The organism is Kiloniellales bacterium, assembly GCA_030064845.1.
Lineage (GTDB): Bacteria > Pseudomonadota > Alphaproteobacteria > Kiloniellales > JAKSDN01 > JASJEC01.
Genome location: JASJEC010000048.1, coordinates 1 through 20,120, shown reverse-complemented (window position 1 = coordinate 20,120; position 20,120 = coordinate 1). Strand labels below are relative to the sequence as shown.

22 protein-coding genes and 1 tRNA gene are annotated in these 20,120 nt (G+C 68.2%); 9 read left to right on the top strand and 14 right to left on the bottom strand.

Annotated elements, in window-relative coordinates:
• On the bottom strand, positions 1-611 hold a 611-nt coding region (locus tag QNJ67_15675), incomplete at its 3' end, for a hypothetical protein (protein MDJ0610415.1).
• Positions 612-1,055: 444 nt separating this feature from the next.
• Positions 1,056-1,126: transfer RNA gene (locus tag QNJ67_15670), tRNA-OTHER, on the bottom strand.
• Between the two features lie 521 nt (positions 1,127-1,647).
• Here QNJ67_15670 and QNJ67_15665 point away from each other — a divergent pair.
• The 3 genes from QNJ67_15665 to QNJ67_15655 all read left to right on the top strand — a co-directional run bounded on the left by QNJ67_15665 (position 1,648) and on the right by QNJ67_15655 (position 4,709).
• Complete coding sequence (locus QNJ67_15665; GenBank protein ID MDJ0610414.1) at positions 1,648-3,276, top strand: acyl-CoA synthetase; 1,629 nt, start codon at positions 1,648-1,650, stop codon at positions 3,274-3,276.
• A 100-nt stretch (positions 3,277-3,376) separates the two neighbouring features.
• Complete coding sequence (locus tag QNJ67_15660) at positions 3,377-3,790, top strand: DUF350 domain-containing protein (GenBank protein MDJ0610413.1); 414 nt, start codon at positions 3,377-3,379, stop codon at positions 3,788-3,790.
• A 19-nt stretch (positions 3,791-3,809) separates the two neighbouring features.
• Complete coding sequence (locus QNJ67_15655) at positions 3,810-4,709, top strand: serine protease (protein ID MDJ0610412.1); 900 nt, start codon at positions 3,810-3,812, stop codon at positions 4,707-4,709.
• A 456-nt stretch (positions 4,710-5,165) separates the two neighbouring features.
• On the opposite strand, the gene QNJ67_15650 is transcribed toward QNJ67_15655, so the two are convergent.
• Positions 5,166-5,465: a YrhB domain-containing protein gene (locus QNJ67_15650; protein MDJ0610411.1), complete on the bottom strand. Its 300-nt coding sequence runs from the start codon at positions 5,463-5,465 to the stop codon at positions 5,166-5,168.
• 154 nt (positions 5,466-5,619) lie between these two features.
• The gene (locus tag QNJ67_15645; GenBank protein ID MDJ0610410.1) at positions 5,620-5,790 is read right to left on the bottom strand and encodes a YdcH family protein; all 171 of its coding nucleotides are present in this window, start codon (positions 5,788-5,790) and stop codon (positions 5,620-5,622) included.
• A gap of 116 nt (positions 5,791-5,906) precedes the next feature.
• On the opposite strand from QNJ67_15645, the gene QNJ67_15640 reads away from it, so the two are divergent.
• The gene (locus QNJ67_15640; protein MDJ0610409.1) at positions 5,907-6,527 is read left to right on the top strand and encodes a UbiX family flavin prenyltransferase; all 621 of its coding nucleotides are present in this window, start codon (positions 5,907-5,909) and stop codon (positions 6,525-6,527) included.
• A gap of 41 nt (positions 6,528-6,568) precedes the next feature.
• On the opposite strand, the gene QNJ67_15635 is transcribed toward QNJ67_15640, so the two are convergent.
• Positions 6,569-7,111, bottom strand: a complete 543-nt coding sequence (locus QNJ67_15635) for a TIGR02444 family protein (protein ID MDJ0610408.1) — start codon at positions 7,109-7,111, stop codon at positions 6,569-6,571.
• Between the two features lie 39 nt (positions 7,112-7,150).
• Positions 7,151-7,924, bottom strand: a complete 774-nt coding sequence (locus QNJ67_15630; GenBank protein MDJ0610407.1) for a hypothetical protein — start codon at positions 7,922-7,924, stop codon at positions 7,151-7,153.
• A 280-nt stretch (positions 7,925-8,204) separates the two neighbouring features.
• Here QNJ67_15630 and QNJ67_15625 point away from each other — a divergent pair, with 280 nt between their 5' ends.
• A complete protein-coding gene (locus QNJ67_15625; GenBank protein MDJ0610406.1) occupies positions 8,205-8,411 on the top strand; it encodes a YdcH family protein in 207 nt (68 codons plus the stop codon).
• 20 nt (positions 8,412-8,431) lie between these two features.
• Here QNJ67_15625 and QNJ67_15620 read toward each other — a convergent pair whose 3' ends face one another.
• Positions 8,432-9,187 carry a GGDEF domain-containing protein gene (locus tag QNJ67_15620; GenBank protein MDJ0610405.1) on the bottom strand — a complete coding sequence of 252 codons (756 nt, stop codon included), beginning with the start codon at positions 9,185-9,187 and terminating at the stop codon, positions 8,432-8,434.
• Positions 9,188-9,385: 198 nt separating this feature from the next.
• On the opposite strand from QNJ67_15620, the gene purE reads away from it, so the two are divergent.
• Both purE and QNJ67_15610 read left to right on the top strand, forming a co-directional pair.
• Positions 9,386-9,874, top strand: coding sequence for a 5-(carboxyamino)imidazole ribonucleotide mutase (purE, locus tag QNJ67_15615; protein ID MDJ0610404.1), 489 nt, complete (start codon positions 9,386-9,388; stop codon positions 9,872-9,874).
• A 12-nt stretch (positions 9,875-9,886) separates the two neighbouring features.
• The gene (locus QNJ67_15610) at positions 9,887-10,978 is read left to right on the top strand and encodes a 5-(carboxyamino)imidazole ribonucleotide synthase (GenBank protein MDJ0610403.1); all 1,092 of its coding nucleotides are present in this window, start codon (positions 9,887-9,889) and stop codon (positions 10,976-10,978) included.
• Positions 10,979-10,998: 20 nt separating this feature from the next.
• Here the strand turns inward: QNJ67_15610 and QNJ67_15605 are convergent, their stop codons facing one another.
• Both QNJ67_15605 and def read right to left on the bottom strand, forming a co-directional pair.
• The gene (locus tag QNJ67_15605; protein ID MDJ0610402.1) at positions 10,999-11,640 is read right to left on the bottom strand and encodes a COQ9 family protein; all 642 of its coding nucleotides are present in this window, start codon (positions 11,638-11,640) and stop codon (positions 10,999-11,001) included.
• Entirely contained in the window at positions 11,641-12,192 is a 552-nt protein-coding gene (def, locus tag QNJ67_15600) for a peptide deformylase (GenBank protein MDJ0610401.1), read from the bottom strand. It abuts the gene before it with no gap.
• A gap of 230 nt (positions 12,193-12,422) precedes the next feature.
• Between def and rpsU the strand changes: the two genes are divergently transcribed.
• Complete coding sequence (rpsU, locus tag QNJ67_15595) at positions 12,423-12,626, top strand: 30S ribosomal protein S21 (protein ID MDJ0610400.1); 204 nt, start codon at positions 12,423-12,425, stop codon at positions 12,624-12,626.
• A gap of 304 nt (positions 12,627-12,930) precedes the next feature.
• Here the strand turns inward: rpsU and QNJ67_15590 are convergent, their stop codons facing one another.
• The 5 genes from QNJ67_15590 to QNJ67_15570 form a co-directional block, all read right to left on the bottom strand.
• Positions 12,931-14,325 carry an NAD(P)(+) transhydrogenase (Re/Si-specific) subunit beta gene (locus QNJ67_15590; GenBank protein ID MDJ0610399.1) on the bottom strand — a complete coding sequence of 465 codons (1,395 nt, stop codon included), beginning with the start codon at positions 14,323-14,325 and terminating at the stop codon, positions 12,931-12,933.
• Positions 14,326-14,335: 10 nt separating this feature from the next.
• Positions 14,336-14,749 (bottom strand): NAD(P) transhydrogenase subunit alpha, encoded by a 414-nt coding sequence (locus tag QNJ67_15585; GenBank protein MDJ0610398.1) that lies wholly within the window; start codon positions 14,747-14,749, stop codon positions 14,336-14,338.
• Entirely contained in the window at positions 14,749-16,134 is a 1,386-nt protein-coding gene (locus QNJ67_15580; GenBank protein MDJ0610397.1) for a Re/Si-specific NAD(P)(+) transhydrogenase subunit alpha, read from the bottom strand. Before QNJ67_15580 ends, QNJ67_15585 begins: the two co-directional genes overlap by 1 nt.
• Positions 16,135-16,336: 202 nt before the next feature.
• Positions 16,337-17,155 (bottom strand): SDR family oxidoreductase, encoded by an 819-nt coding sequence (locus QNJ67_15575; protein ID MDJ0610396.1) that lies wholly within the window; start codon positions 17,153-17,155, stop codon positions 16,337-16,339.
• Between the two features lie 264 nt (positions 17,156-17,419).
• Positions 17,420-18,808: an AarF/ABC1/UbiB kinase family protein gene (locus QNJ67_15570; protein MDJ0610395.1), complete on the bottom strand. Its 1,389-nt coding sequence runs from the start codon at positions 18,806-18,808 to the stop codon at positions 17,420-17,422.
• A 194-nt stretch (positions 18,809-19,002) separates the two neighbouring features.
• Between QNJ67_15570 and QNJ67_15565 the strand changes: the two genes are divergently transcribed.
• Positions 19,003-19,872 carry a tetratricopeptide repeat protein gene (locus tag QNJ67_15565; protein MDJ0610394.1) on the top strand — a complete coding sequence of 290 codons (870 nt, stop codon included), beginning with the start codon at positions 19,003-19,005 and terminating at the stop codon, positions 19,870-19,872.
• Positions 19,873-20,120 lie beyond the last annotated feature (248 nt).

Here is a 20,120-nt window from a genome sequence, read left to right as displayed (position 1 = left end):
AGCCCGATCCGGTCCTTGGTCAGGACCTCCTGGCCCGTCACCTCCAGGTTCTGGAGCCGCAGGTCCAGGTTGACCAGATCGACGCGCCGCACCGCCCGCAGGAAGGCGTAGCGGCCCGGCTCGAGCTCGCGGGTCAGGACGCCGTCGACGAAGAGCAGCCCGACCTGCCGGTTGGGCACCTCGGCGACCGCGACCAGACGGTTCGAGTCGATCCGCGCCACGGGCGCGACCAGCTCGGCCGGCAGCTCGTAGTCCTCGGCCGCCCGGACCGTCCGCACCTCGATGGCCCGCAGGCGCTTCGGGTAGAAGGCCCGCGCGCCCGGCGCAACCAGGTCGATCAGCTTGCCGTCGGCGAAGACCAGCCCGACCTCGCCGTCGGCCATGTCGGCCACGGCGAAGTAAGACTCCACCAGGTCCCGGTGGGTCAGGTAGAGGTCGGCCAGGGCCGCGGTCCGGACCGGTGCCTGGGTCATGTCGAGGCGCACGACCGCGCGCTTGCCCGGCACACGGGCGACCTTGTGCACGCCCGGCTCCAGCACCCGGCGGAACAGCCGGTCGCGGTAGAGCAGGCCGAGCTCCGTATCGGCAATCCTTTCGGTCCGCATCAACATCCTGTTTCTCCTTTCCTTGCTTCTTTTCACCTCGGGGGAACCGAAAGTCCCTAATGAAAGTTCCTGTTTCGAAATCCCGGTTCGGCTGCGCGGAAGGGATCCGACGATCGGAGGCGGGCCCCGCCGGCCGTTGCCGCGCCCGGGGTGCTCGGGCGCCGGGGGAGCCTTGCGGTATGGCCTCCGGAGAGGCCAGGGACCGGGCCGGCTTGCCCGGCGCCGTCGCGCCCGAGGCTCGGCCGCGGGTCGGCGAGGCGCGAAGCAACCTCTCGCCTGGCCGCCGCTCCCCCGCCTTGGCCGAAGCCGCCGCGGGAAACCGGGGGCCTGGACCCCTTCCGGCACCCTTTTTCTTGGTCGAGTTCTGCTTAACAGGCAGATCGATGGAGGGAGTCGAACCCTCTACCTCTAGAGTCTCAGTCTAGTGCTCTACCGAGTGAGCTACATCTGGGCCAACGATGGGAATCGAACCCACGACCTCCGGATCCATGTCCGGCGCTCTGCCCCTGAGCTACGTCGGCCTGGCGGGTTGCCAAAGTCCGTCCTCGACACACGCGGGGCCCATTACGGGGCCGGGCGCGCCGGCCGGGCATCCAGAACCCGGGCCGCAGAGGCGAACCCTCTAACATCCCAAACGAATCATGCTCTCCGCCGTTAGGGTGCCGGCGGTTGCGATGTCTATGTCTGTGTTGGTCTCTTCATGCTGTCTTGCCTCTTCAGCTTCTGGGCCGAGGCAGGACAGCGACGAAAACGCCGTGTCAGGCCCCGGTTCTGCGGGTATAGGCCCAATTGCCTAACGAACTATCTTGCATTGCGCGTTTCGTCCTTCTGCGAAGTCCCCGTCGCCGGGGAGCGGGAACCTAGCCCGCACTGCGAATCGGATTCAACGGGAAAGCCGGCGGCGCCACCAGAAAGCAAGGAAGCATCGGGCGGCGGGCGTGGCGGGCAAGGATCGAACCGACCCGGCAAGCCCGGCGAAAGGATGTTGTGGGGCCCGCAGACCGCCCTGTAGACTCCCGCCAAAACTTCGGGAGTGACACGGATGGGCGGCCAGAACCCCTTCGAGACCGGGTTGGATCGGAACGCGGCCAACTATACGGCGCTCTCCCCCTTGAGCTTCCTGCCCCGTGCCGCGGCGGTCTTCCCCGATCACCTTGCGGTGGCCCACGGCTCGGAGCGCTACTCCTGGGCCGAGGCCTATGCGCGCTGCCGCCGCCTCGCCTCGGCCCTGGCCAAGCTCGGCATCGGCAAGGGCGACACCGTGGCCGCCATGCTGCCCAACACGCCGCCGCTGTTCGAAGCGCACCACGGTGTCCCCATGCTGGGCGCGGTGCTGAACGCGCTCAACACCCGCCTCGACGCGGCCGCCATCGCCTTCATCCTGCAGCACGGTGAGGCCAAGGCGCTGATCACCGACACGGAGTTTGCGCCGATCATCGAGCCCGCGCTGGCCGAGCTCGGCCGGGAGATCCCGGTGATCGAGGTCGAGGATCCCCAGGGCCCCGGCGGCAAGCGCCTCGGCGGGACCGACTACCAGGCCTTTCTCGCTGGCGGCGATCCGGACTTCGCCTGGGCGCTGCCGGCCGACGAGTGGCAGGCGATCACGCTGAACTACACCTCGGGCACCACCGGCAACCCCAAGGGCGTGGTCTACTCCCACAGGGGCGCCTACCTGAATGCCATGGGTAACATCGTGACCTGGGAAATGGGGTCGCACCCGCGCTACCTCTGGACCCTGCCGATGTTCCACTGCAACGGCTGGTGCTTCCCCTGGACCGTCACGGCGCTCGCCGGCACCCACGTATGCCTGCGCCGGGTCGAGGCTGGCGCCATCTACCGCGCCTTCGCGGACGAGGGGGTCACCCACCTCTGCGGCGCGCCCATCGTGATGCAGATGATCCTCAATGCGGCCGACGACGAGCGCCGCGACTTCCCCCAGCAGGTGCGCATGATGACCGCGGCCGCGCCGCCGCCGGCTGCCACGCTGGCGGCCATGGCGGCCCAGGGCATCGAGGTCACCCACGTCTACGGCCTGACGGAGATCTACGGGCCCGCCGTGGTCTGCGCCTGGCACCCGGAGTGGGACGCCTTGCCGATGGATGAGCAGGCCGCGCTGAAGGCGCGCCAGGGCGTCGCCTATCCGGTGCAGGAGGGGCTGATGGTGGCCGACGCCGAAACCCTGGAACCGGTGCCGATGGACGGCGAGACCCTGGGCGAGGTCTTCACCCGGGGCAACATCGTCATGAAGGGCTACCTGAAGAACGCGGGGGCGACGGCCGAGGCCTTCTCCGGCGGCTGGTTCCACACCGGCGACCTGGGCGTCTGGCACCCCGACGGCTACATCCAGCTCAAGGACCGCTCCAAAGACATCATCATCTCCGGCGGCGAGAACATCTCCTCGATCGAGGTCGAGGACACCTTCTACAAGCACCCGGCGGTCGGCGCCGTCGCCGTCGTCGCCAAGCCCGACGAGAAGTGGGGCGAGACGCCCTGCGCCTTCGTCGAGCTGAAGCCGGGCGCCGAGGCGACGGCGGAAGAGCTGATCGCCTTCTGCCGCGAGAACCTGGCGCGCTACAAGTGCCCGCGCTACGTCGTCTTCGGCCCGATCCCCAAGACCTCGACCGGCAAGATCCAGAAATTCGTGCTGCGCGAACGGGCCGAGGCGGTCTGACGGGTCACGTACCCGGCCTGGCCAGTTTGGCCTTGTTGCCGCCTGCATCGCGCAGTATGCCGATGGCCGACGTTTGAACACCAACGGAGGCCCGTCGGCCATGGAAGCGGTCATCCAGAGCCTGATGAGCGGCTTTCCGGTCCTGATCCTGCACCTGGCGGCGACGACGGCGATCGTCATCGTCGGCGTGGCGATCTACGTGGCGATCACGCCGTACCACGAGTTCACGCTGATCCGCAGCGGCAACCTCGCCGCCGCGATCTCGCTGTCCGGCGCGATCGTCGGCATCGCCGTGCCGCTGGCCTTCTGCATGGCGGCCAGCGTCAGCGTCCTCGACATTCTGGTCTGGGGCACGGTGACCCTGGTGCTGCAACTGATCGCCTACAAGGCGACCGACCTGCTGCTCCGCGACCTGCCCGAGCGCATAGAGAAGGACGAGATCGGCCCCGCCCTGGTGCTGGTCTCGATCAAGCTGGGCGTGGCCGCGGTGAACGCCGCCGCCGTCTCGGGCTAGGTCAGGCCGGGCCGCGGCCATGGCGAAGCGGAGACTGGGCGGCCTGCGCCTGATCTCGATACTGATCTGGGCGGCCTTTCTCTTCGCCGGGGCGCGCTATCTGGAGTCCACCGTGGACAGCGGGTTGCGCCGACCCCAGGTCGAGACGCCCCGCGAGGCGTCGACGGCCGGGCGAAGGCCGGGGCGGGCGCTGCCCCGGCCGTCGGTTTTCGACCCGACGGCGGAGGTCGAGATGGCGCCCTGTGCCGACGCCTGTACCGGCTCGGCCTTCGCGATCGACGGCCGGGGCCACTGGTTGACCGCCCAGCATGTCGTCGACGATTGCCGCCAGATCGCGCTGCTGCGGGGCACGCGGGCCATCAGAGTGACCAAGGTGCAGTCCCATCCGCAGGCCGACGTCAGTCTGCTCTGGACCGAGACCGGCGTGCCGCCCCTGGCGCTCTCGTCCGAAAGCCTGCGGCTCCATCAGGACGGTTTCCATTTCGGCTTTCCGGGAGGCGAGCCGGGCGCGGTGCACGGCCGCCTCCTGGGGCGGATGCAGCTGCGCGCCACGGGCATGCACCGCTTCGTCGCGCCGGCCATCTCCTGGGCCGAGCGGGCCCGGCGCCCCGAGGGTGAGGGCGGCCTCGGCGGCCTGAGCGGCGGTGCGGTGCTCGACGAGCGCGGAGAAGTCATCGGCGTCACCGTGGCCGCCTCCGAGCGGCGCGGCCGGGTGATCTCGGCGGCGCCGGCCACACTGGTCGAGATGCTCGAGTACGCCGGCCTGTCACGCGCCGATTTGCCGCCTCGGTCCTCGGCGCCGGGGTCGATCGACGGGCGCGACTTCGAGCGCGTCGGCGCCGACCTGCGCGGCAAGCTGACCGTCGCGCAGGTGCTCTGCGTCGGCCGGACTGCGAAACGGCAGCGGTCGCTGTTCTAGGGCCTGTTGACACTCACGTCGCGCTCCTGGTCCGAGTGAAATCGGCCTGCTGTTAGGCGCGAGGAGGAAGCACATGCCGAGCATATTCGACCCCAGTCTCAGTCTCTGGGAGTAACGCGGCAGCGGGCCGATTGCGCCGGATCCCTTCGGGACGGGGCGCATTTGCGCCGGGGCGGCGTCGCGGAAGGTCTTGTGGGGCCCCACCCCACGGCGCCTCCCGCTCCTAGAGCAGATCCGGGTTTGACTGAATCGCCGGAGGCGATCCATCAAACCCGGTGAATCTGCTCTAAACCTTGGATATAGAGCGGATTCACATGTTTAGTTGGAGACCACGAAGTGGTTCCATCTAAACATGATCCGCTCTAGCCCCGGCGCAAATGCGCTCCCGCCAGGAGCGCGCCGTGAATGTCAACAGGCCCTAGACGGGACCCGCGGGACGCGGGCGAGAGCGCGGCGTCAGCCGGCGCGCGACTTTTCGTAGGCCTCGATGTAGGTCTCGATCGGCTCGGCGACGCCGGTCGGGTGGGTGGAGCCGTCGCGGCGGTCGACGATGACCGGCGCGTTATCGGTCATCTGATCGCGCTCGTCGCCGCTGTCGAGAAATTCCTGGGACTGATAGAAGAAGACCCAGCCGAAGTCCCGCTCGATGGTTTCCCGCTCGAGGATGACCGGCGTGAAGCCGTCGTTGTTGCGGCGGCCCTCTCCGATGTAGGTGGCGACGAGCTTCCTCGCGAAATCCTGGTCGATTGTCGTCATCGCCGCCGCTCACGTCAGTCGGGAATGGTGGGTCACGTCTTGGGAGGTCGAGAGAAAGAGCAGGGAACAAAACTTCCCATATGCGCGCCTCGTCTCCGTCGGCCCGCTTTCAAGTGATTGACCTGAAGGGCGTCAGCGCCCGCAGGTAATCGCTTTAGTCGTCACACTCCAGCTTGGCTATTTCGTCTTTGATTCGCAGTTTTTCGCGTTTAAGTTCGCTCAGCCTGAACTCGTCTGGGTGCGGTCGTTGATTTTCCGTGTCTACGGCTTGTTTGAGGGCGGCGTGTTTGGCGCGCAGAGCGTCAACATGCTCGGCTACCGTCATGGGCTACCTCCAATACGCTGGGAATGTCACGATAGTAAGGCACAATGGACAAATCGTAAACCAAGGGGCCGGGCTTTGCCAACGCATGCGTCTCAAAACTGTCATGAATGCTGACCATGTCGCCTGAGGGGAGGATCATCGTCGGCATTAGCGGCGCCAGCGGCGTGATCTACGGCGTGCGCATGCTCGAGACCCTGAAAGCCTTGCCGGTCGAGACGCACCTCGTGGTCAGCAAGTCCGCCGAGCTGACGCTCGCCTACGAGACCGACCTGAAGCTGGCCGCGCTCAAGGCTCTGGCCGACGTCAGCTACGCGCCCGCCGACATGGGGGCGGCGATCTCGAGCGGCTCGTTCAGGACCCTGGGCATGGTGATCGCGCCGTGTTCGGTACGCTCCATGGCGGAGATCGCCTCGGGCGTCACCACGACACTGCTCACGCGGGCCGCCGACGTGATCCTGAAGGAGCGGCGGCGCCTGGTGCTCATGGTGCGGGAGACGCCGCTGCATAGCGGCCATCTGCGCAACCTTCTGCAGCTTTCCGAGATGGGCGCCATCGTCGCGCCGCCGGTGCCCGCGTTCTATGCCCGGCCGCGCAACCTGGACGAGATGGTCGACCAGACCATCGGCCGGGTGCTCGACCTCTTCGACCTCGAGAGCGGACGCGTCAGACGCTGGAGCGACGCCGAGAAGACCCGTCCGGGCCGGCTTCGGCCGGTGGCCGGGAGCGAGAAACCCTAAGGTCTGAGGCCGGAGCGGCTTCCCCACCCTACATCAGAGGTTTAGAGCAGTGCTTCGGCCGCCTGCGGCGTCACCTCCGGCGTGCAGCCGGCGATCAGCGCCGCGAGCCGCGCGCGGTCGCCGGCATCCGGCCGGACCGCGCGGCTCTTGAGATAGCCGAGCAGGTTGGCCGCCATCAGCGCCGGTGAAGCCGGGTCTCCCTCGGCTCCGCCCGGATCGGCCCTGGTCAGGGACAGGGCGGCGTGAAGCCGGTCCTGCTCCAGGCGTTCGGCCCGCAGCTCCAGCTCCTGGAGGCTCTGCCGCAGCCCGCCTTCCTGGGCGCCCGGATAGGGTTTTAACGCCCGCCGCGCGCGCCGCAGCGGGGCGACGACGTCCGCTTGCCAGGAGTCCGAGGCGGCGGCCAGACGCCGGAAGCTCGAACTATCGAGGCTTCGGCCGCAAGCGCCGGCCCAGCAGGCGAAGAGCAGCAGGTTGACGTCGATACCGTGGCGATCCTGCAGGGCCAGGCAGGCCTCGGCGACACCGCACGCTGCGTAGACCTGCAGCGAAAACTGCCAGAAGGGGTTCTCCAGGGGCGCCGACATGCCCCGATATAGCAGCGCGCGAAGGCCGGCGACAGCGTCTCAGGTGTGCTGTCCGTTCTCGGCCCGCCGCTCTTCCGCCGGCGGTTCCTTCAGGGCCGGCTGCCCCGCGGGCCGGCGGGACAGCCTCTTGGCCTGCCCGATCCAGTCTTCCCGCTCGATGCGGCCCTTGAACCTGAGGTAACTGTCGATCCAGGTGACGTTCTTTTCGGAGAGCCCGGCGATCTGGCGGTAGTGGAAGATGCCGAGATCGTTCAGCGTCTGCTCGAGCTTCGGGCCGACGCCACGGATCTGCTTCAGGTCGTCGGCGGCACCGAGCGGCGCGTTCAAGGCCTGCGGCCGCTCCGATGCGGCCTGCGCCTCCGCGGCCGGGAAGACCGCTGCGTCCCCATCGGGCCGGACCTGACCGGGCCGTGGCGCTTCCGCCTGGTCGTGCCGGGACTTCGCCAGGGCCGCCTCGAGGTCGGCGATGCGGGCTTCGTAGCGCTTCTTGGCGCCCTTCACGTCGGTCAGGAGGGCGGCCAGCACGTCGGCCTTGGACTGCTTGGCCGCGGCGAGCTCGGTCTCGAGCTCGACAATGCGCCTCATCTTTTCGCCGCGGTTGGCGCGCAGCTTGCGCGCCAGGGCGGTCGCTCGCTCGCGTGCGCTTTCGGTCTCCTGCCTGATGTCGTCGTAGGTCTCGCGCCAGACCGCCAGCTCTTCCTCGAAGGCCTGCTGCTGACGCTTCGCCGCGCCCGCGCGCAGCCGCCAGCCGGCGAGAAAACCCGCGCCGCCCGCCAGCGTCGCTACCACCAATACTTGAATCGCCAATTCCACCACGCCTCTTCCCCGCCCCGGATTCCTGGAGATTCCTCGACCAGCCGCGCAAGTCTGGGCGCGACTGCCGAATTATGACAGATCCTGCGCACGCTGGCGTAGAACTTTTTGACTAGTGTCCGTCAATATTTCCGGCGATCCGGCCGCCGCCGTCGGTACGGCACGCCCGCGCCGGCCCGCCAGCCCGCTATTCAGCGCCAGGCAGCCACTATATAATCGGCGTGGCGTTGGGCAGGCCGGCGAAACGTCGCGCGTCCGTTACAGTGCACAAGTGTCAGCAATGCGGGATAGCGACATCGAAACGATCAGAGACAAGCTCGCCACTCTGCAGAGCGAACACCGCGACCTGGATGACGTGATCGACCAGATCACCTCGGGCGGCAGCTACGACCAGCTCCAGGTGCAGCGCCTCAAGAAGCGCAAGCTCATGCTGAAGGACCAGATCGCGGTGCTGGAGAGCGAGCTGCTTCCGGACATCATCGCCTGACCCGGCGGGTCCGGATGCGGTCAGCCGGCCGGGAAGCTGCCGTTCTTGTCGGCGTACATGGCGTGATCGGCGGCCTTGAGGACGTCCGCTGCGTCGTCGTCGGGCCCGAAGTGGTGCACGCCGTGGGCGATGCGCAGCGTGAGCGGCCGCCCGTCGAAGCTGAGCGGGGTGGAGGACATCAGGCGAGCCAGGTCCCGCGCCTTGCGCTCCGCCTTGGCGCGGTCGGTATGGGCGAGAATGACGCCGAACTCGTCGCCGCCGAGGCGTCCGACGACGTCGCTCTTGCGCACCTGGCCCAGCATGATCCGCGACAGGTGGACCAGGGCCGCGTCGCCGGCCTGATGGCCGAAGCGGTCGTTGATCCGCTTCATCCCGTTGACGTCGAAATAGACCAGGCTGCTCGGCGCGCCGTAGCGCCGGGCGAAGGAGAGCGTCCGTTCCAGCTCACGCTGGAAGGCCCGGCGGTTCAGCAGCGGGGTCAGGCTGTCCCGGTCGGCCAGCTCGGTCAGCTGGCTGATGCGGTCGCGGGCCCGGTCCAGCTCTTCGTGCAGCCCGCTGATCTGCTTCACCATGCGCAGGACCGCTTCGCGGATCGGCGGGCTCAGCTCCTCAGCGGGGATTCCCATCAGGCTGGCGGCGTCCTCCCGGTCTCCGAGGGCGGGACGGGCGGTCGGCGTGTCGAGCGCCTTTGTCCGCCGCTCCGCGGCGGCGAAGGCGGCCAGGCGCCGGTCGCTCGCGGTCGGCGAAGCAGATAGCCTGGTAACCGGACGTGACATGGGCCGTCGGTCCCGATGCGGTTCGCAAGGGTGGCCGCGCCCGACCAGCGCGGCGCCAAGCCTACGCTACGGTCACGTGGTTAACGAAACGTGCACCGTTCGTTGGTCTACGAACGGACTGGCGCGCGCGCCGTCTTGCACCGGCACAACCGAGACACGATAATGCGCGCCCTTCGGGGGCAAGACAGCGGAACGATCATGGCGGAACCAAGAGTCGGCATCATCATGGGGAGCCAGTCCGACTGGGCGACCCTGCGGCATGCGGCGGAAACGCTCGAGCAACTCGGCGTGGCCCACGAGGTGCGGATCGTCTCGGCCCACCGGACGCCGCGCCGCATGGTGGACTACGCCGACGCGGCGCGGGATCGTGGACTGCAGGCCATAATCGCCGGGGCCGGCGGCGCGGCGCATCTGCCGGGCATGGTGGCCGCCCTGACGCCGCTGCCGGTCTTCGGGATCCCCGTGGAGTCCCAGGCGCTCAGCGGGCTCGACAGCCTTCTCTCGATCGTACAGATGCCTGCCGGCGTTCCGGTCGGCACGCTGGCGATCGGCCGGGCGGGCGCGGTCAATGCGGCGCTGCTGGCGGCCGCGGTCGTGGCGCTTCAGGACGACGCGGTGGCCGTGGCGCTCGACGCGTGGCGCCGGAAGCAGTCCGAGGCCGTGCCCGAAACCCCGCGCGACACCTGAGCGGAAAGCCCCATGGCCTCAGAGCATCGTTTCGAGCCTGGCTCGACCATCGGAATTCTGGGCGGCGGCCAGCTCGGCCGGATGACCGCGCTTGCGGCTGCGCAGCTCGGCTACCGCTGCCATATCTACTGTCCCGAAGCCGACTGCCCGGCGGCGCAGGTGACGTCGCTCTCGACCACCGCCGCCTATGACGACGAGGCAGCGCTCGCCGCCTTCGCGGCACAGGTCGACCTGGTGACCTTCGAATTCGAGAACGTGCCGTTCCAGGCCGCCCAGACCCTGGCGCCCCTCGTCCCCCTGCGGCCGGGCGCCGAGGTCCTGCGGATCTGCCAGAACCGGGTCCGGGAAAAGGACTTCTGCCGCTCGGTCAACGTTCCGACCGCGGACTACGTGGCGCTGTCCGGGCCGCAGGACCTGGCCGCCGCCGTCAAGCGGATCGCCGGTCCCGCGGTCCTCAAAACGGCGGAGATGGGCTATGACGGCAAGGGCCAGGTCTCGGTCCGGCCGGACAGCGACCTTGAGGAGGCCTGGCAGGCAATGGCCAGCCACGGCGACGGTCCGGCGATTTTGGAAGCCTTCGTCGACTTCCGCCTGGAGATCTCGGTCATCGTGGCCCGCGGCCTCGACGGAACCTGCCGGGCCTTTCCGGCGGTCGAGAACCACCACAAGAACCACATCCTGGACCAGACCATAGTGCCGGCCCGGGTCGACGACGCGATCGCCCACCGCGCCGAGGCCGTCGCCCGGCATCTGGCGCAGGAGATCGACCTGCTCGGCCTGCTCGCGGTCGAGATGTTCGTCACAAGCGAGGACGAGGTGCTGGTCAACGAGCTGGCGCCCCGGCCGCACAACTCGGGCCACTGGACGCTCGACGCCTGCAGCACCTCCCAGTTCGAGCAGTTCGTGCGCGCCGTCACAGGCCTGCCGCTAGGCGAGGTCGAGCCGCTCGGTCCCGCCGTGATGAAGAATCTGATCGGCGACGAGGTCGGCCGCTGGCCCGAGCTGCTGGCCGAGCCCGGCGCGCGGCTGCATCTCTACGGCAAGGCGGAGTCGCGGCCGGGTCGCAAGATGGGGCACGTCACCCGGCTGTCGCCCAAGGGCTGAGCGGCGGCGGCCTGCCGTTGCTAGCGACGCCCGGGCGCCGCCGCGGCGAAGCGGCGCAGACAGCGGTCCGGCAGGTCGAGGGCGCCCTTGACCGTGCGGCCCAGCCCGCCGGCGATCTTCAGAACCTCGCCGATTCGCCGGTCCAGGAAGGCCCAGCTTTCCGCCGAGCCCTCTGAGGTGTCGTTCAGCCAGAACAGCAGGGTCGAGGAGTAGACGCCCGAGAGCAGCAGGCGCTTGGTGTAGAAATTGTAATCCGTGGCGCGGTCGCCGGCGGCGTACCAGATCGCGTCGACCGTCCGGTAGAGGACCTTGAGGCCGAGTCCGGCGTTCCTCGGCAGGGCGAGAAACGCGAGGCCCTTGCGCACCGCGTCCCGGTCCTCGGCGACCGCCTCGAGGCGAGCGCGGACGCCGGCGGCGACCTTTTCTCGGACCTTCATGGCGTCCAGGTCGAGGCTCTCCAGGGCCGCCAGCATCCGATGATCGGCCCGCAGGCTGAAGGCCTCGACGAGGTCGGCACCGTCGCCGTAGGCGTTGAGCGCCAGCGCGGCGTCGATCCCCAGGTCCTCCGCGCCGGACAGGATCGCCGCGCGGCTCCATCCGTCGAAGGGGACGTGCTTGAGGCTTGCCTCGAGCAGGCTCTCGCGCAGGCTGTCCTGGTCCATCTATTCCTCCTTTGCGGGCTCGCGCGGCGCAAGGTGCTTCAGTTCCGAACTGAAGACAAGGCGCGAGAGGTCGGTCATGCGTTGCGGGTAGAGCAGGCCGTCCAGGTGATCGCATTCGTGCTGGACGACGCGGGCGTGGAACCCCCGAGCTTCGCGCTCGAAGGCTTGGCCGTCCAGGCCCTGGGCGCGATAGCGGATCGCCTCGAACCGTGGCACCTCGCCGGCGAGGCCGGGGACCGAGAGGCAGGCTTCCCAGCCGAGCGACATCGCCTCGCCGAGCGGCTCGATCTCCGGATTGATCAGCACGGTGAGCGGCACCCCGCTGCCCTCGCCGCCTTCCCGGGCGTCGCGCCCGGCATCGACCGAGAAGATCACGACCCGGCGGGATACGTGGACCTGGGGCGCCGCCAGGCCGGTGCCCTCGGCATCGGTCATGGTCTCCAGCATGTCCTGGACCAGGCGGCGGACCTCGGGCGCGGTCGGATCCTCGACGGGCTCCGCCCGCCGCGCCAGAACCGGATGCCCCATGCGGGCGATCTTGAGAATGGCCATGAGACTGCATATGGGAAAGCGGCCCCGCGCGGTAAAGCGGCGGACCGGCGGGCGGGAGACCGCGGGAGGCGTTAACCCCGATCAGGCAGGAGCCGCCGGAACGGGACTTCACAGGGGCCGTCGACTGTGCTACGACACCCTTCACTCGCCGCGGCAATAGCCGTGACGGCGAGTTTTTTTGTCCGGATCCAAGCCTCTGGCTCCGGCCCCAGAAAGGAGAAGCGAGCCAAGTGCAAGTTCACGTCAGGGACAACAATGTCGACCAGGCCCTGCGCGCGCTGAAGAAAAAGATGCAGCGCGAGGGCATCTTCCGCGAGATGAAACTCCGCCGCCACTTCGAGAAGCCGTCGCAGCGCCGCAAGCGCGAGCGCGCGGAGGCCGTGCGGCGCTATCGCAAGCTGCTGCGCAAGCGGATGGACCGCGAGGGCTACTAGCAGCCCCGGCGCCCTGCGCCACCTGGATCCTAGACTTACTCAGACTGTGTGAGGCGAGGTCACGCAAGGGGCCTCGCCGATCCGCGTTTGCGCGAGGGGCAACGCGATCGGGACGCGACGGGCTGCCCGCCGGAGGCGGTCCAGGCCGTCTGCTATAAGCTCAAAATGAAGATCGCGTTCAAAGGCTTGGGCGGAAGCCGCTCGCGCTTCCGCCCGGATATGACCCGCTCGATATCAACCTGTTAGAGCCGATTAACCGGGTTTGATGACCGCCACTGGCGATTCAATCCAACCCCGATCTGCTCTAGTGGCCGAAGGCCTTGACGATGTCCTCGCACATCTGCTTGGCGTCGGCGAAGAGCATCATCGTGTTGTCCCGATAGAACAGCTCGTTGTCGACGCCCGCGTAGCCTGACGAGAGCGAGCGCTTGATGAAGAGCACGGTCTGGGATTTGTCGACCTCGAGGATCGGCATGCCGTAGATCGGCGAGGTCGGGTCGGTCTTGGCCGCCGGGTTGGTGATGTCGTTCGCGCCGATGATGAAGGCCACGTCGGTCGAGGCGAAGTCGCGGTTGATCTCCTCCATCTCGAAGACCTTGTCGTAGGGCACGTTGGCCTCGGCCAGGAGCACGTTCATGTGTCCCGGCATGCGCCCGGCCACCGGATGGATCGCGTAGCGCACGTCGACGCCCTCGTTCTCCAGCAGGTCGGCCATCTCGCGCAGGGCGTGCTGGGCCTGGGCCACCGCCATGCCGTAGCCCGGCACGATGATCACCTTGCCCGCGTTCCTCATCAGGAAGGCGGCGTCGTCGGCCGAGCCGGACTTGACCGTCTTGTCGCCCATGTCGCCGCCCGCCGGGCCCGCGACCTCGCCGCCGAAGCCGCCCAGGATCACGTTGAAGATCGAGCGGTTCATGCCCTTGCACATGATGTAGCTGAGGATTGCGCCCGACGAGCCGACCAGCGCGCCGGTGATGATCAGCAGGCTGTTCTCCAGGGTGAAGCCGATGCCGCAGGCGGCCCAGCCCGAGTAGGAGTTCAGCATGGATACCACGACCGGCATGTCGGCCCCGCCGATCGGCAGGATCAGCAGGAAGCCGATCGCGAGCGACAGCAGGACGATCAGCCAGAAGGTGATCGGGAGCTGGTCGACGCAGAACCAGGCCACCAGGAGCACGATCGCGATCCCGATCAGCGCGTTCAGCGGATGCTGCAGCGGGAAGACCAGGGGCTTGCCGCTGACCAGGCCCTGGAGCTTGGCGAAGGCGACCACAGAGCCGGTGAAGGTGATGGCGCCGATCGCGACGCCGATCGACATCTCGATCAGGGAGGCGACCTTGATGTTGCCCGCCACGCCGATTCCGTAGGCCTCCGGCTTGTAGAAGGCGGCTGCCGCGACCAGCACGGCGGCCAGGCCGACCAGGCTGTGGAAGGCGGCGACCAGCTGCGGCAGGGCGGTCATCTGGATCTTGAGCGCGATCACCGTGCCGATGGTGCCGCCGATCAGGACGCCCGCGATGATCAGGCCGTAGCTGACAACGCCGGGCAGCAGCAGGGTCGTGACCACGGCGATGGCCATGCCGACCATGCCGTAGAGGTTGCCGGCGCGGCTGGTTTCGGGATGGCTCAGGCCGCGCAGGGCGAGCACGAAGCAGACCGAGGCGACGAGATAGGCGAGAGCGGCTGTATCCGGGGTCATGGCGCGGCCCTCACCGTGCTTTCTTCTTGAACATGGCCAGCATGCGCTGGGTGACGATGAAGCCGCCGAAGATGTTGACCGAGGCCAGCACGACCGCGAGGAAGCCCATGACCTCGCTGAAGCCGAAATCGGCGGGTCCGGCGGCGATCAGGGCGCCGACGATGATCACCGAGGAGATCGCGTTGGTCACCGCCATCAGGGGCGAGTGCAGTGCTGGGGTGACCCGCCAGACCACGTGGTAGCCGACGAAGACCGCGAGCACGAAGACGGTCAGCCCGACCACGAGGAGGGATACGCTCTCCTGGCCGGCCGACTGCTGCGCCAGCTGCTGGGCCTGGCCTGCCAGCGTCTCGACCTGGGACGCGAGGTCGCGCGCGCTCTGGGCGACTCCTCTCGCCTGTTCTGAGAATTGCTCGGGTTCCATCAGGCGCCGTCTCCTTTGTCCGCGGGTCCGGCCGCGCCCTTGTCGTCGGCCGCCGCTTCCTTCGTCTTGCTTTGGGTCTTGGGTGCGGCCTTGGCCGCCGCTTTCGGCTTGGCCGCGGCCTTGCGCCGCGCCGCAGGCTTGGCGGCCGCCGGCTTCGGCGCCGCCTCGGCAGCCGGCGCTTCGGCGCCGGCGGCTTCCGTCTCGACCTTCGCGGCCGGCGCGGGTTTCGCGGCGGTCTTCGCCTTGCCCTTCGACAGCTCGGCCAGGCCCTCGTGGACGATTGCGCCGTCGCGGGTGACGCAGGTGCCCTTGATGATCTCGTCCTCCCAGTCCAGCTTCAGCTCGCCGCTATCCTTGTCGACGATCAGCTGGAGGAAGTTGAAGAGGTTGCGGGCATAGAGCTGGCTGGCGTCCGCGGCCAGGCGGCTCGGCACGTTGAGGTGGCCGACGATCTTGACCCCGTGCTCGATCACCACCTTGCCGGCCTGCGCCAGCTCGCAGTTGCCGCCGGTCTCGACCGCCAGGTCCACGATCACCGAGCCCGGCTTCATCGAGGCGACCATGTAGCCGCTGATCAGCTTGGGCGCGGGGCGCCCGGGAATCAGCGCGGTGGTGATCACGATGTCCTGCTTCTTGATCGTCTCGGCGATCAGGGCGGCCTGCTTTTCCTTGTACTCCGCGCTCATCTCCTTGGCATAGCCGCCCGCCGTCTCGGCCGCCTTGAACTCCTCGTCCTCGACCGCGACGAAGCTGGCGCCGAGGCTCTCGACCTGCTCCTTGGCGGCCGGCCGCACGTCGGTCGCCGAGACGATGGCGCCCAGGCGCCGGGCCGTCGCGATCGCCTGCAGCCCGGCGACGCCCGCGCCCATGACCAAGACACGCGCCGGCGGGACCGTGCCGGCCGCGGTCATCATCATCGGGAAGGCGCTGCCGAACTCTGCGGCCGCGTCGAGCACCGCCTTGTAACCCGAGAGGTTCGACTGGCTCGACAGGACGTCCATCGACTGCGCGCGGGTGATGCGCGGCATGAGGTCCATGGCGAAGCCGGTGACGCCGGCCTTAGCCAGGGCGTCCAGGTCCTTGGTTGCGCGATAGGGATCCATGATGGCGACCAGAAGGGCGCCCTTGGCGAGCGCCGCCAGTTCCTTCTCGTCGGGCGCCTGGACCTTGAGTACGACCTTGGCGTCCTTGAGGGTGGCCGCCGCGTCCTTCTCGATCTTGGCTCCGGCCTCGGCGTAGGCGGTATCGGGGATCGACGAGGCTTCGCCCGCCCCCTTTTCGACGACGACGCTGCAGTTAAGCGCCACCATCTTCTTCACCGTCTCGGGCGAAGCGGCGACGCGCGCTTCCTGGAGCCGCCGCTCCTTCGGAATGGCAATCTTCATGCTGGAAATGTTCCCGCTCTTCCCTGAACCCCCATGCCCCCGGACGAGGACGCCCAAAAATGGCGTCTTAGCCCCCTTTTGCCAAGAGCATTAAGGGTTCCTACGGGGAAGGGGCCCGATTAGATCCACTTGAGGCACTTGAACGGCAGGTGCCGCGCCGCGTCTCGGAGGGCGCGGCGCGGCTTCCTGCCGGTCCCCGTTTTCAGGCCGCGGTCGGATGCCAGCCGGCATCTGCCCAGAGCTCGCCGCTGACCGCTTGGTTTGTGATCATGAAACAGATCGCGTCGGCGATCTCCTCTGGCTTGATCAACCGCCCAAGCTGTGTGTCGGGGAGCACATACTTGGCCAGGTACTCTTCGCCCATGCCCCGCAGGATCGGCGTATCGGTGAAACCCGGATGGATGATCGAGCAGCGCACGCCGTGGAAGATGGCTTCCTTCATCAGGGTCGCCGCCGCGCCTTCGAGCGCGGCTTTGGCGGAGGCGTAGGAGATTTGGCCCTTGTTGCCTTGCGAGGCCACGGAGCCGATGAAGATGATCGCTCCTTCCATCGCTTCGGCGGGGCCCCATTTGCCGAGGCCGCGCTTGAACCGGTTTTCGACGACCCGGCCGATCATCTCCATGGCCCAGTAAACCGGCGCGATGTAGTTCACCTCGGTGACCAAACGGAACGACTCCTCGGGGTAGATGTTCGCCCGCCCCGTGGTTTTATCGATCTTGACCGCCAGGGCGTCGCGAACGATGCCCGCCGCCGGGACACAGAAGTGGACCTGGCCGTGGCTGGTGCAAACCTCGTCGAACACGCCGTGGCGGAAATCCGAATCCGTGGTGTTGCCCCGATAGGCCTTGGCGATCTCGCGGCCGGCCTCGCGATTGATTAGCTCCGCTGCTTCGACCACGCTGTCGTCGAGGTCGACCATGGCAACATGACCGACGCCACGGCTCGCGAGCTCCTCGCAAACCGCGCGGCCGATACCGCTCGCCGCGCCGGTGATGACGGCGACTTTTCCTTTGATTTTCATGGCTGATCTCCAGTCTTGGCCGCGCACGATCCCGTCTTGCCGGGAGGCTGGCCAACATGCTCATTGTAACGGAAGAATTGTGCAGTGCAACATAAATTTGTGCGCTGCACAATAAAGCGCCATCAAAGGGGCGAATTGGCGCCAGCGGCCGATGTTGGCCGATGAATTTCAGTCGCCCTGCAAGAGAGACGTTTATGCGCCGCTGGTTGCCGGTGCCGCTTCGTTCGGCGTCGGTTAGGGGCTCTCGGGGCTTTTGCGGGCCGGTCAGGCGGCAGCCGGCACGCCGGCGAGGTCGAGCGCGGCCTGCTGCCGCTCGGCCAGGGCCGCCTCGTCGAAGTCCTCGATCAGGTCGTGGAACAGGCGGTGCCAATTGACCTCGGCCTTGAGGTGCATGAAGACCGAGCCGAGGCCGATCGCCGCCCGGTCCATCAGCACGAACTCCCGCGGCGGCTTGACCCCGCCCAGGCGGCGCAGCTCCTTCTGCACCTTGCCGGCGACCTGGGCGCCGTAGACGGCGTTGTCGCTCTGCATGATGCGCTGGGTCTTGTCCTCGAGCAGCGGCGCGTAGAGGAACTCGGCCCAGATGTTGAGCGCCTCGAGCAGTTCGTGGGACAGGTCGGTGAATCCCCAGGTCTCGTAGGCGTGGACCGCGAGGTCGCGGTCGCCGGTGTCGAGCGCCCGGTAGAGGTCGATCACGCCGGTAACGAAACGCGGCTGGAAGACCCGGATGCAGCCGAAGTCGAGCAGGTTGACCTTGCCCCGGTTCTCGCCCCCGTTGGCGGCCCCGTCCTGGATGGTGTAGTTGCCCAGGTGCGGGTCGCCGTGAATGATGCCATAGCCGTAGAACGGCACGTACCACGCCCGGAACATGTTGAGCGCGACCTGGTTGCGCTGCTCGACGTCGTCGCAGCCCTCGATGAACGCCATCAGCGGCACGCCGTCGAGCCAGTTCATGGTCAGGAGCCGCTCGGTCGAGTGCGCATCCGAGGGCTCGGGCACCTCGACCCCCTCCTCGTTGGCGAGAATCGAGCGGTAGAGCCGCATCTGCCGCGCCTCGCGCTCGTAGTCCAGCTCCTCGCGCAGCCGCTCGGCCAGCTCGGCGTAGATGTTGCCGGGGTCGATGGCCTTGTCGTAGCGGCGGTAGATCGAGAACACGACCTTGAGCTGCTGCAGATCGGCCTCCACGGCCGAGAGCATGTCGGGATACTGGAGCTTGCAGGCCAGCTGCCGTCCGTCGTGGTCGGTTGCGCGGTGCACCTGGCCGAGCGACGCTGCCGCCGCTGCGGTATGCTCAAACTCGGCGAAGCGCTTCTGCCAGTCGGGGCCAAGCTCGGCGCGCATCCGGCGCTTGACGAAGGGCCAGCCCATGGAGGGCGCGTTCGACTGGAGCTGGCGCAACTCGTCAGCGTACTCGCGCGGCAGGGCGTCGGGGATCGTGGCGAGGATCTGGGCCGCCTTCATCAGCGGCCCCTTCAGGTTGCCGAGCGCCTGCTTGAGCTCCGCCGAGTGCTGGTCGCGATCGATCGAGCGGCCCAGGTAGCGCGCGCCTGCCAGCTGCGCGGCGAGCCCGCCGACCGAGGTGCCGACCCGGGCGTAGCGCTTGACCCGCCCGCTGATGGTCGAGTCCTCTCGGCCGAAATCCTTCTCCGTCATGGCCCATCACATGGTCCCGGGCCGCCGCCTTGTCCAGTTGCCGGGAGAAGATAAAACGGCGACAGCTGCAGGCGCCTGCTGAGACCTCCTTGTATTAACAGCTTAGTCAATTCTTCGGGTCATCGTGCGGGCCGGTCGAGCCCGGCCACGCCGCCGCCCGCCGAGGCCGACGGAACGCCCTTTGCCGGATTGCCATGACCCGTGCCTCTGCCTTCCTGCTCGCCCTTCTGCTCGCGACTGCCCCCACGGCAGCCCACGCGGAGCCGAGCGGGACGCCCGACGAGACGCGCTGGCTGGCGTTCCTGGTGGCCGGCGAAAGCGCCCTGGCCGAGGAGGACTTTCCCGAGGCCGAGAAGCTGTTCCGCGCCGCTCTGCGCGAGACCTCGCTGTTCGCTGCGACAGACGAGCGGCGGGGCGTCACGCTGAACCACCTGGCGACGGCGCTCAACGCCCAGCGGCGCTACCGCGAGGCCGAGCCCCTGCTGCGCCAGGCCCGGGCGGTCTGGGAGAAGGCGCCGCCGAAGAACCAGCTTCATCTCGCCACGACGCTGCACCTACAGGCGGGGATCCTGCACGCCCGCGGCGACGGGGAGGCGGCGGTGTCGCTGCTGAAACGCGTCCTGGCGATACGCGAGCGGAACCTGCCGCCGGAGCACCGGGCACTCCGCCACACCCGCGAGTCCCTGGCCGCCCTGGGTCAGCCAGTCGCCAAAGCACCTGCCACCAAGGCAACCGCGAAGCCGAAAGCTGCCGCGAAGCCGGTGAAGGCCGGAGGGGATCCGGCGCGGGCCGCCGCGCCGGGCGGGACCGGCCGCTTCGCCCTCCACCTCGCGTCGCTTAAGTCTGTGGCCGCCGCCAACAGGGCGTGGACCACCCTCAAATCCAAGCACGGGCCGGTGCTGGACGACCTCAGGCTGATCCTGCAGCCCGCCGACCTGGGCACCAGGGGCACCTTTCAGCGGGTGCTGGCCGGCCCTGTGGCCCGCAAGTCCGAGGCGCGCGCGCTTTGCCGCCGGCTCGAGGCCGCGGGGCAGTACTGCGCCGTGGTGGCCAATCCAAGCTGAAGCGCGACCGCCACTTCCGCTACTAGGGCCTGTTGGCACTCACGGCGCGCTCCTGGTCCGAGTGAAATCGGCCTGCTGTTAGGCGCGAGGAGGAAGGACATGCCGAGCATATTCGACGACAAGCAACGCGGCAGCGGGCCGATTGCGCCGGATCCCTTCGGGACGGGGCGCATTTGCGCCGGGGCGGCGTCGCGGAAGGCCTTGTGGGGCCCCACCCCACGGCGCCTCCCGCTCCTGGCCCCGGCGCA

Coding starts and splice junctions, on each gene's coding strand:
- QNJ67_15665 (MDJ0610414.1), top strand. CDS start 1,648: ATGGGCGGCCAGAACCCCTTCGAGACCGGGTTGGATCGGAACGCGGCC.
- QNJ67_15660 (MDJ0610413.1), top strand. CDS start 3,377: ATGGAAGCGGTCATCCAGAGCCTGATGAGCGGCTTTCCGGTCCTGATC.
- QNJ67_15655 (MDJ0610412.1), top strand. CDS start 3,810: ATGGCGAAGCGGAGACTGGGCGGCCTGCGCCTGATCTCGATACTGATC.
- QNJ67_15650 (MDJ0610411.1), bottom strand. CDS start 5,465: ATGACGACAATCGACCAGGATTTCGCGAGGAAGCTCGTCGCCACCTAC.
- QNJ67_15645 (MDJ0610410.1), bottom strand. CDS start 5,790: ATGACGGTAGCCGAGCATGTTGACGCTCTGCGCGCCAAACACGCCGCC.
- QNJ67_15640 (MDJ0610409.1), top strand. CDS start 5,907: ATGTCGCCTGAGGGGAGGATCATCGTCGGCATTAGCGGCGCCAGCGGC.
- QNJ67_15635 (MDJ0610408.1), bottom strand. CDS start 7,111: ATGTCGGCGCCCCTGGAGAACCCCTTCTGGCAGTTTTCGCTGCAGGTC.
- QNJ67_15625 (MDJ0610406.1), top strand. CDS start 8,205: ATGCGGGATAGCGACATCGAAACGATCAGAGACAAGCTCGCCACTCTG.
- QNJ67_15620 (MDJ0610405.1), bottom strand. CDS start 9,187: ATGTCACGTCCGGTTACCAGGCTATCTGCTTCGCCGACCGCGAGCGAC.
- purE (MDJ0610404.1), top strand. CDS start 9,386: ATGGCGGAACCAAGAGTCGGCATCATCATGGGGAGCCAGTCCGACTGG.
- QNJ67_15610 (MDJ0610403.1), top strand. CDS start 9,887: ATGGCCTCAGAGCATCGTTTCGAGCCTGGCTCGACCATCGGAATTCTG.
- QNJ67_15605 (MDJ0610402.1), bottom strand. CDS start 11,640: ATGGACCAGGACAGCCTGCGCGAGAGCCTGCTCGAGGCAAGCCTCAAG.
- def (MDJ0610401.1), bottom strand. CDS start 12,192: ATGGCCATTCTCAAGATCGCCCGCATGGGGCATCCGGTTCTGGCGCGG.
- QNJ67_15590 (MDJ0610399.1), bottom strand. CDS start 14,325: ATGACCCCGGATACAGCCGCTCTCGCCTATCTCGTCGCCTCGGTCTGC.
- QNJ67_15585 (MDJ0610398.1), bottom strand. CDS start 14,749: ATGGAACCCGAGCAATTCTCAGAACAGGCGAGAGGAGTCGCCCAGAGC.
- QNJ67_15580 (MDJ0610397.1), bottom strand. CDS start 16,134: ATGAAGATTGCCATTCCGAAGGAGCGGCGGCTCCAGGAAGCGCGCGTC.
- QNJ67_15575 (MDJ0610396.1), bottom strand. CDS start 17,155: ATGAAAATCAAAGGAAAAGTCGCCGTCATCACCGGCGCGGCGAGCGGT.
- QNJ67_15570 (MDJ0610395.1), bottom strand. CDS start 18,808: ATGACGGAGAAGGATTTCGGCCGAGAGGACTCGACCATCAGCGGGCGG.
- QNJ67_15565 (MDJ0610394.1), top strand. CDS start 19,003: ATGACCCGTGCCTCTGCCTTCCTGCTCGCCCTTCTGCTCGCGACTGCC.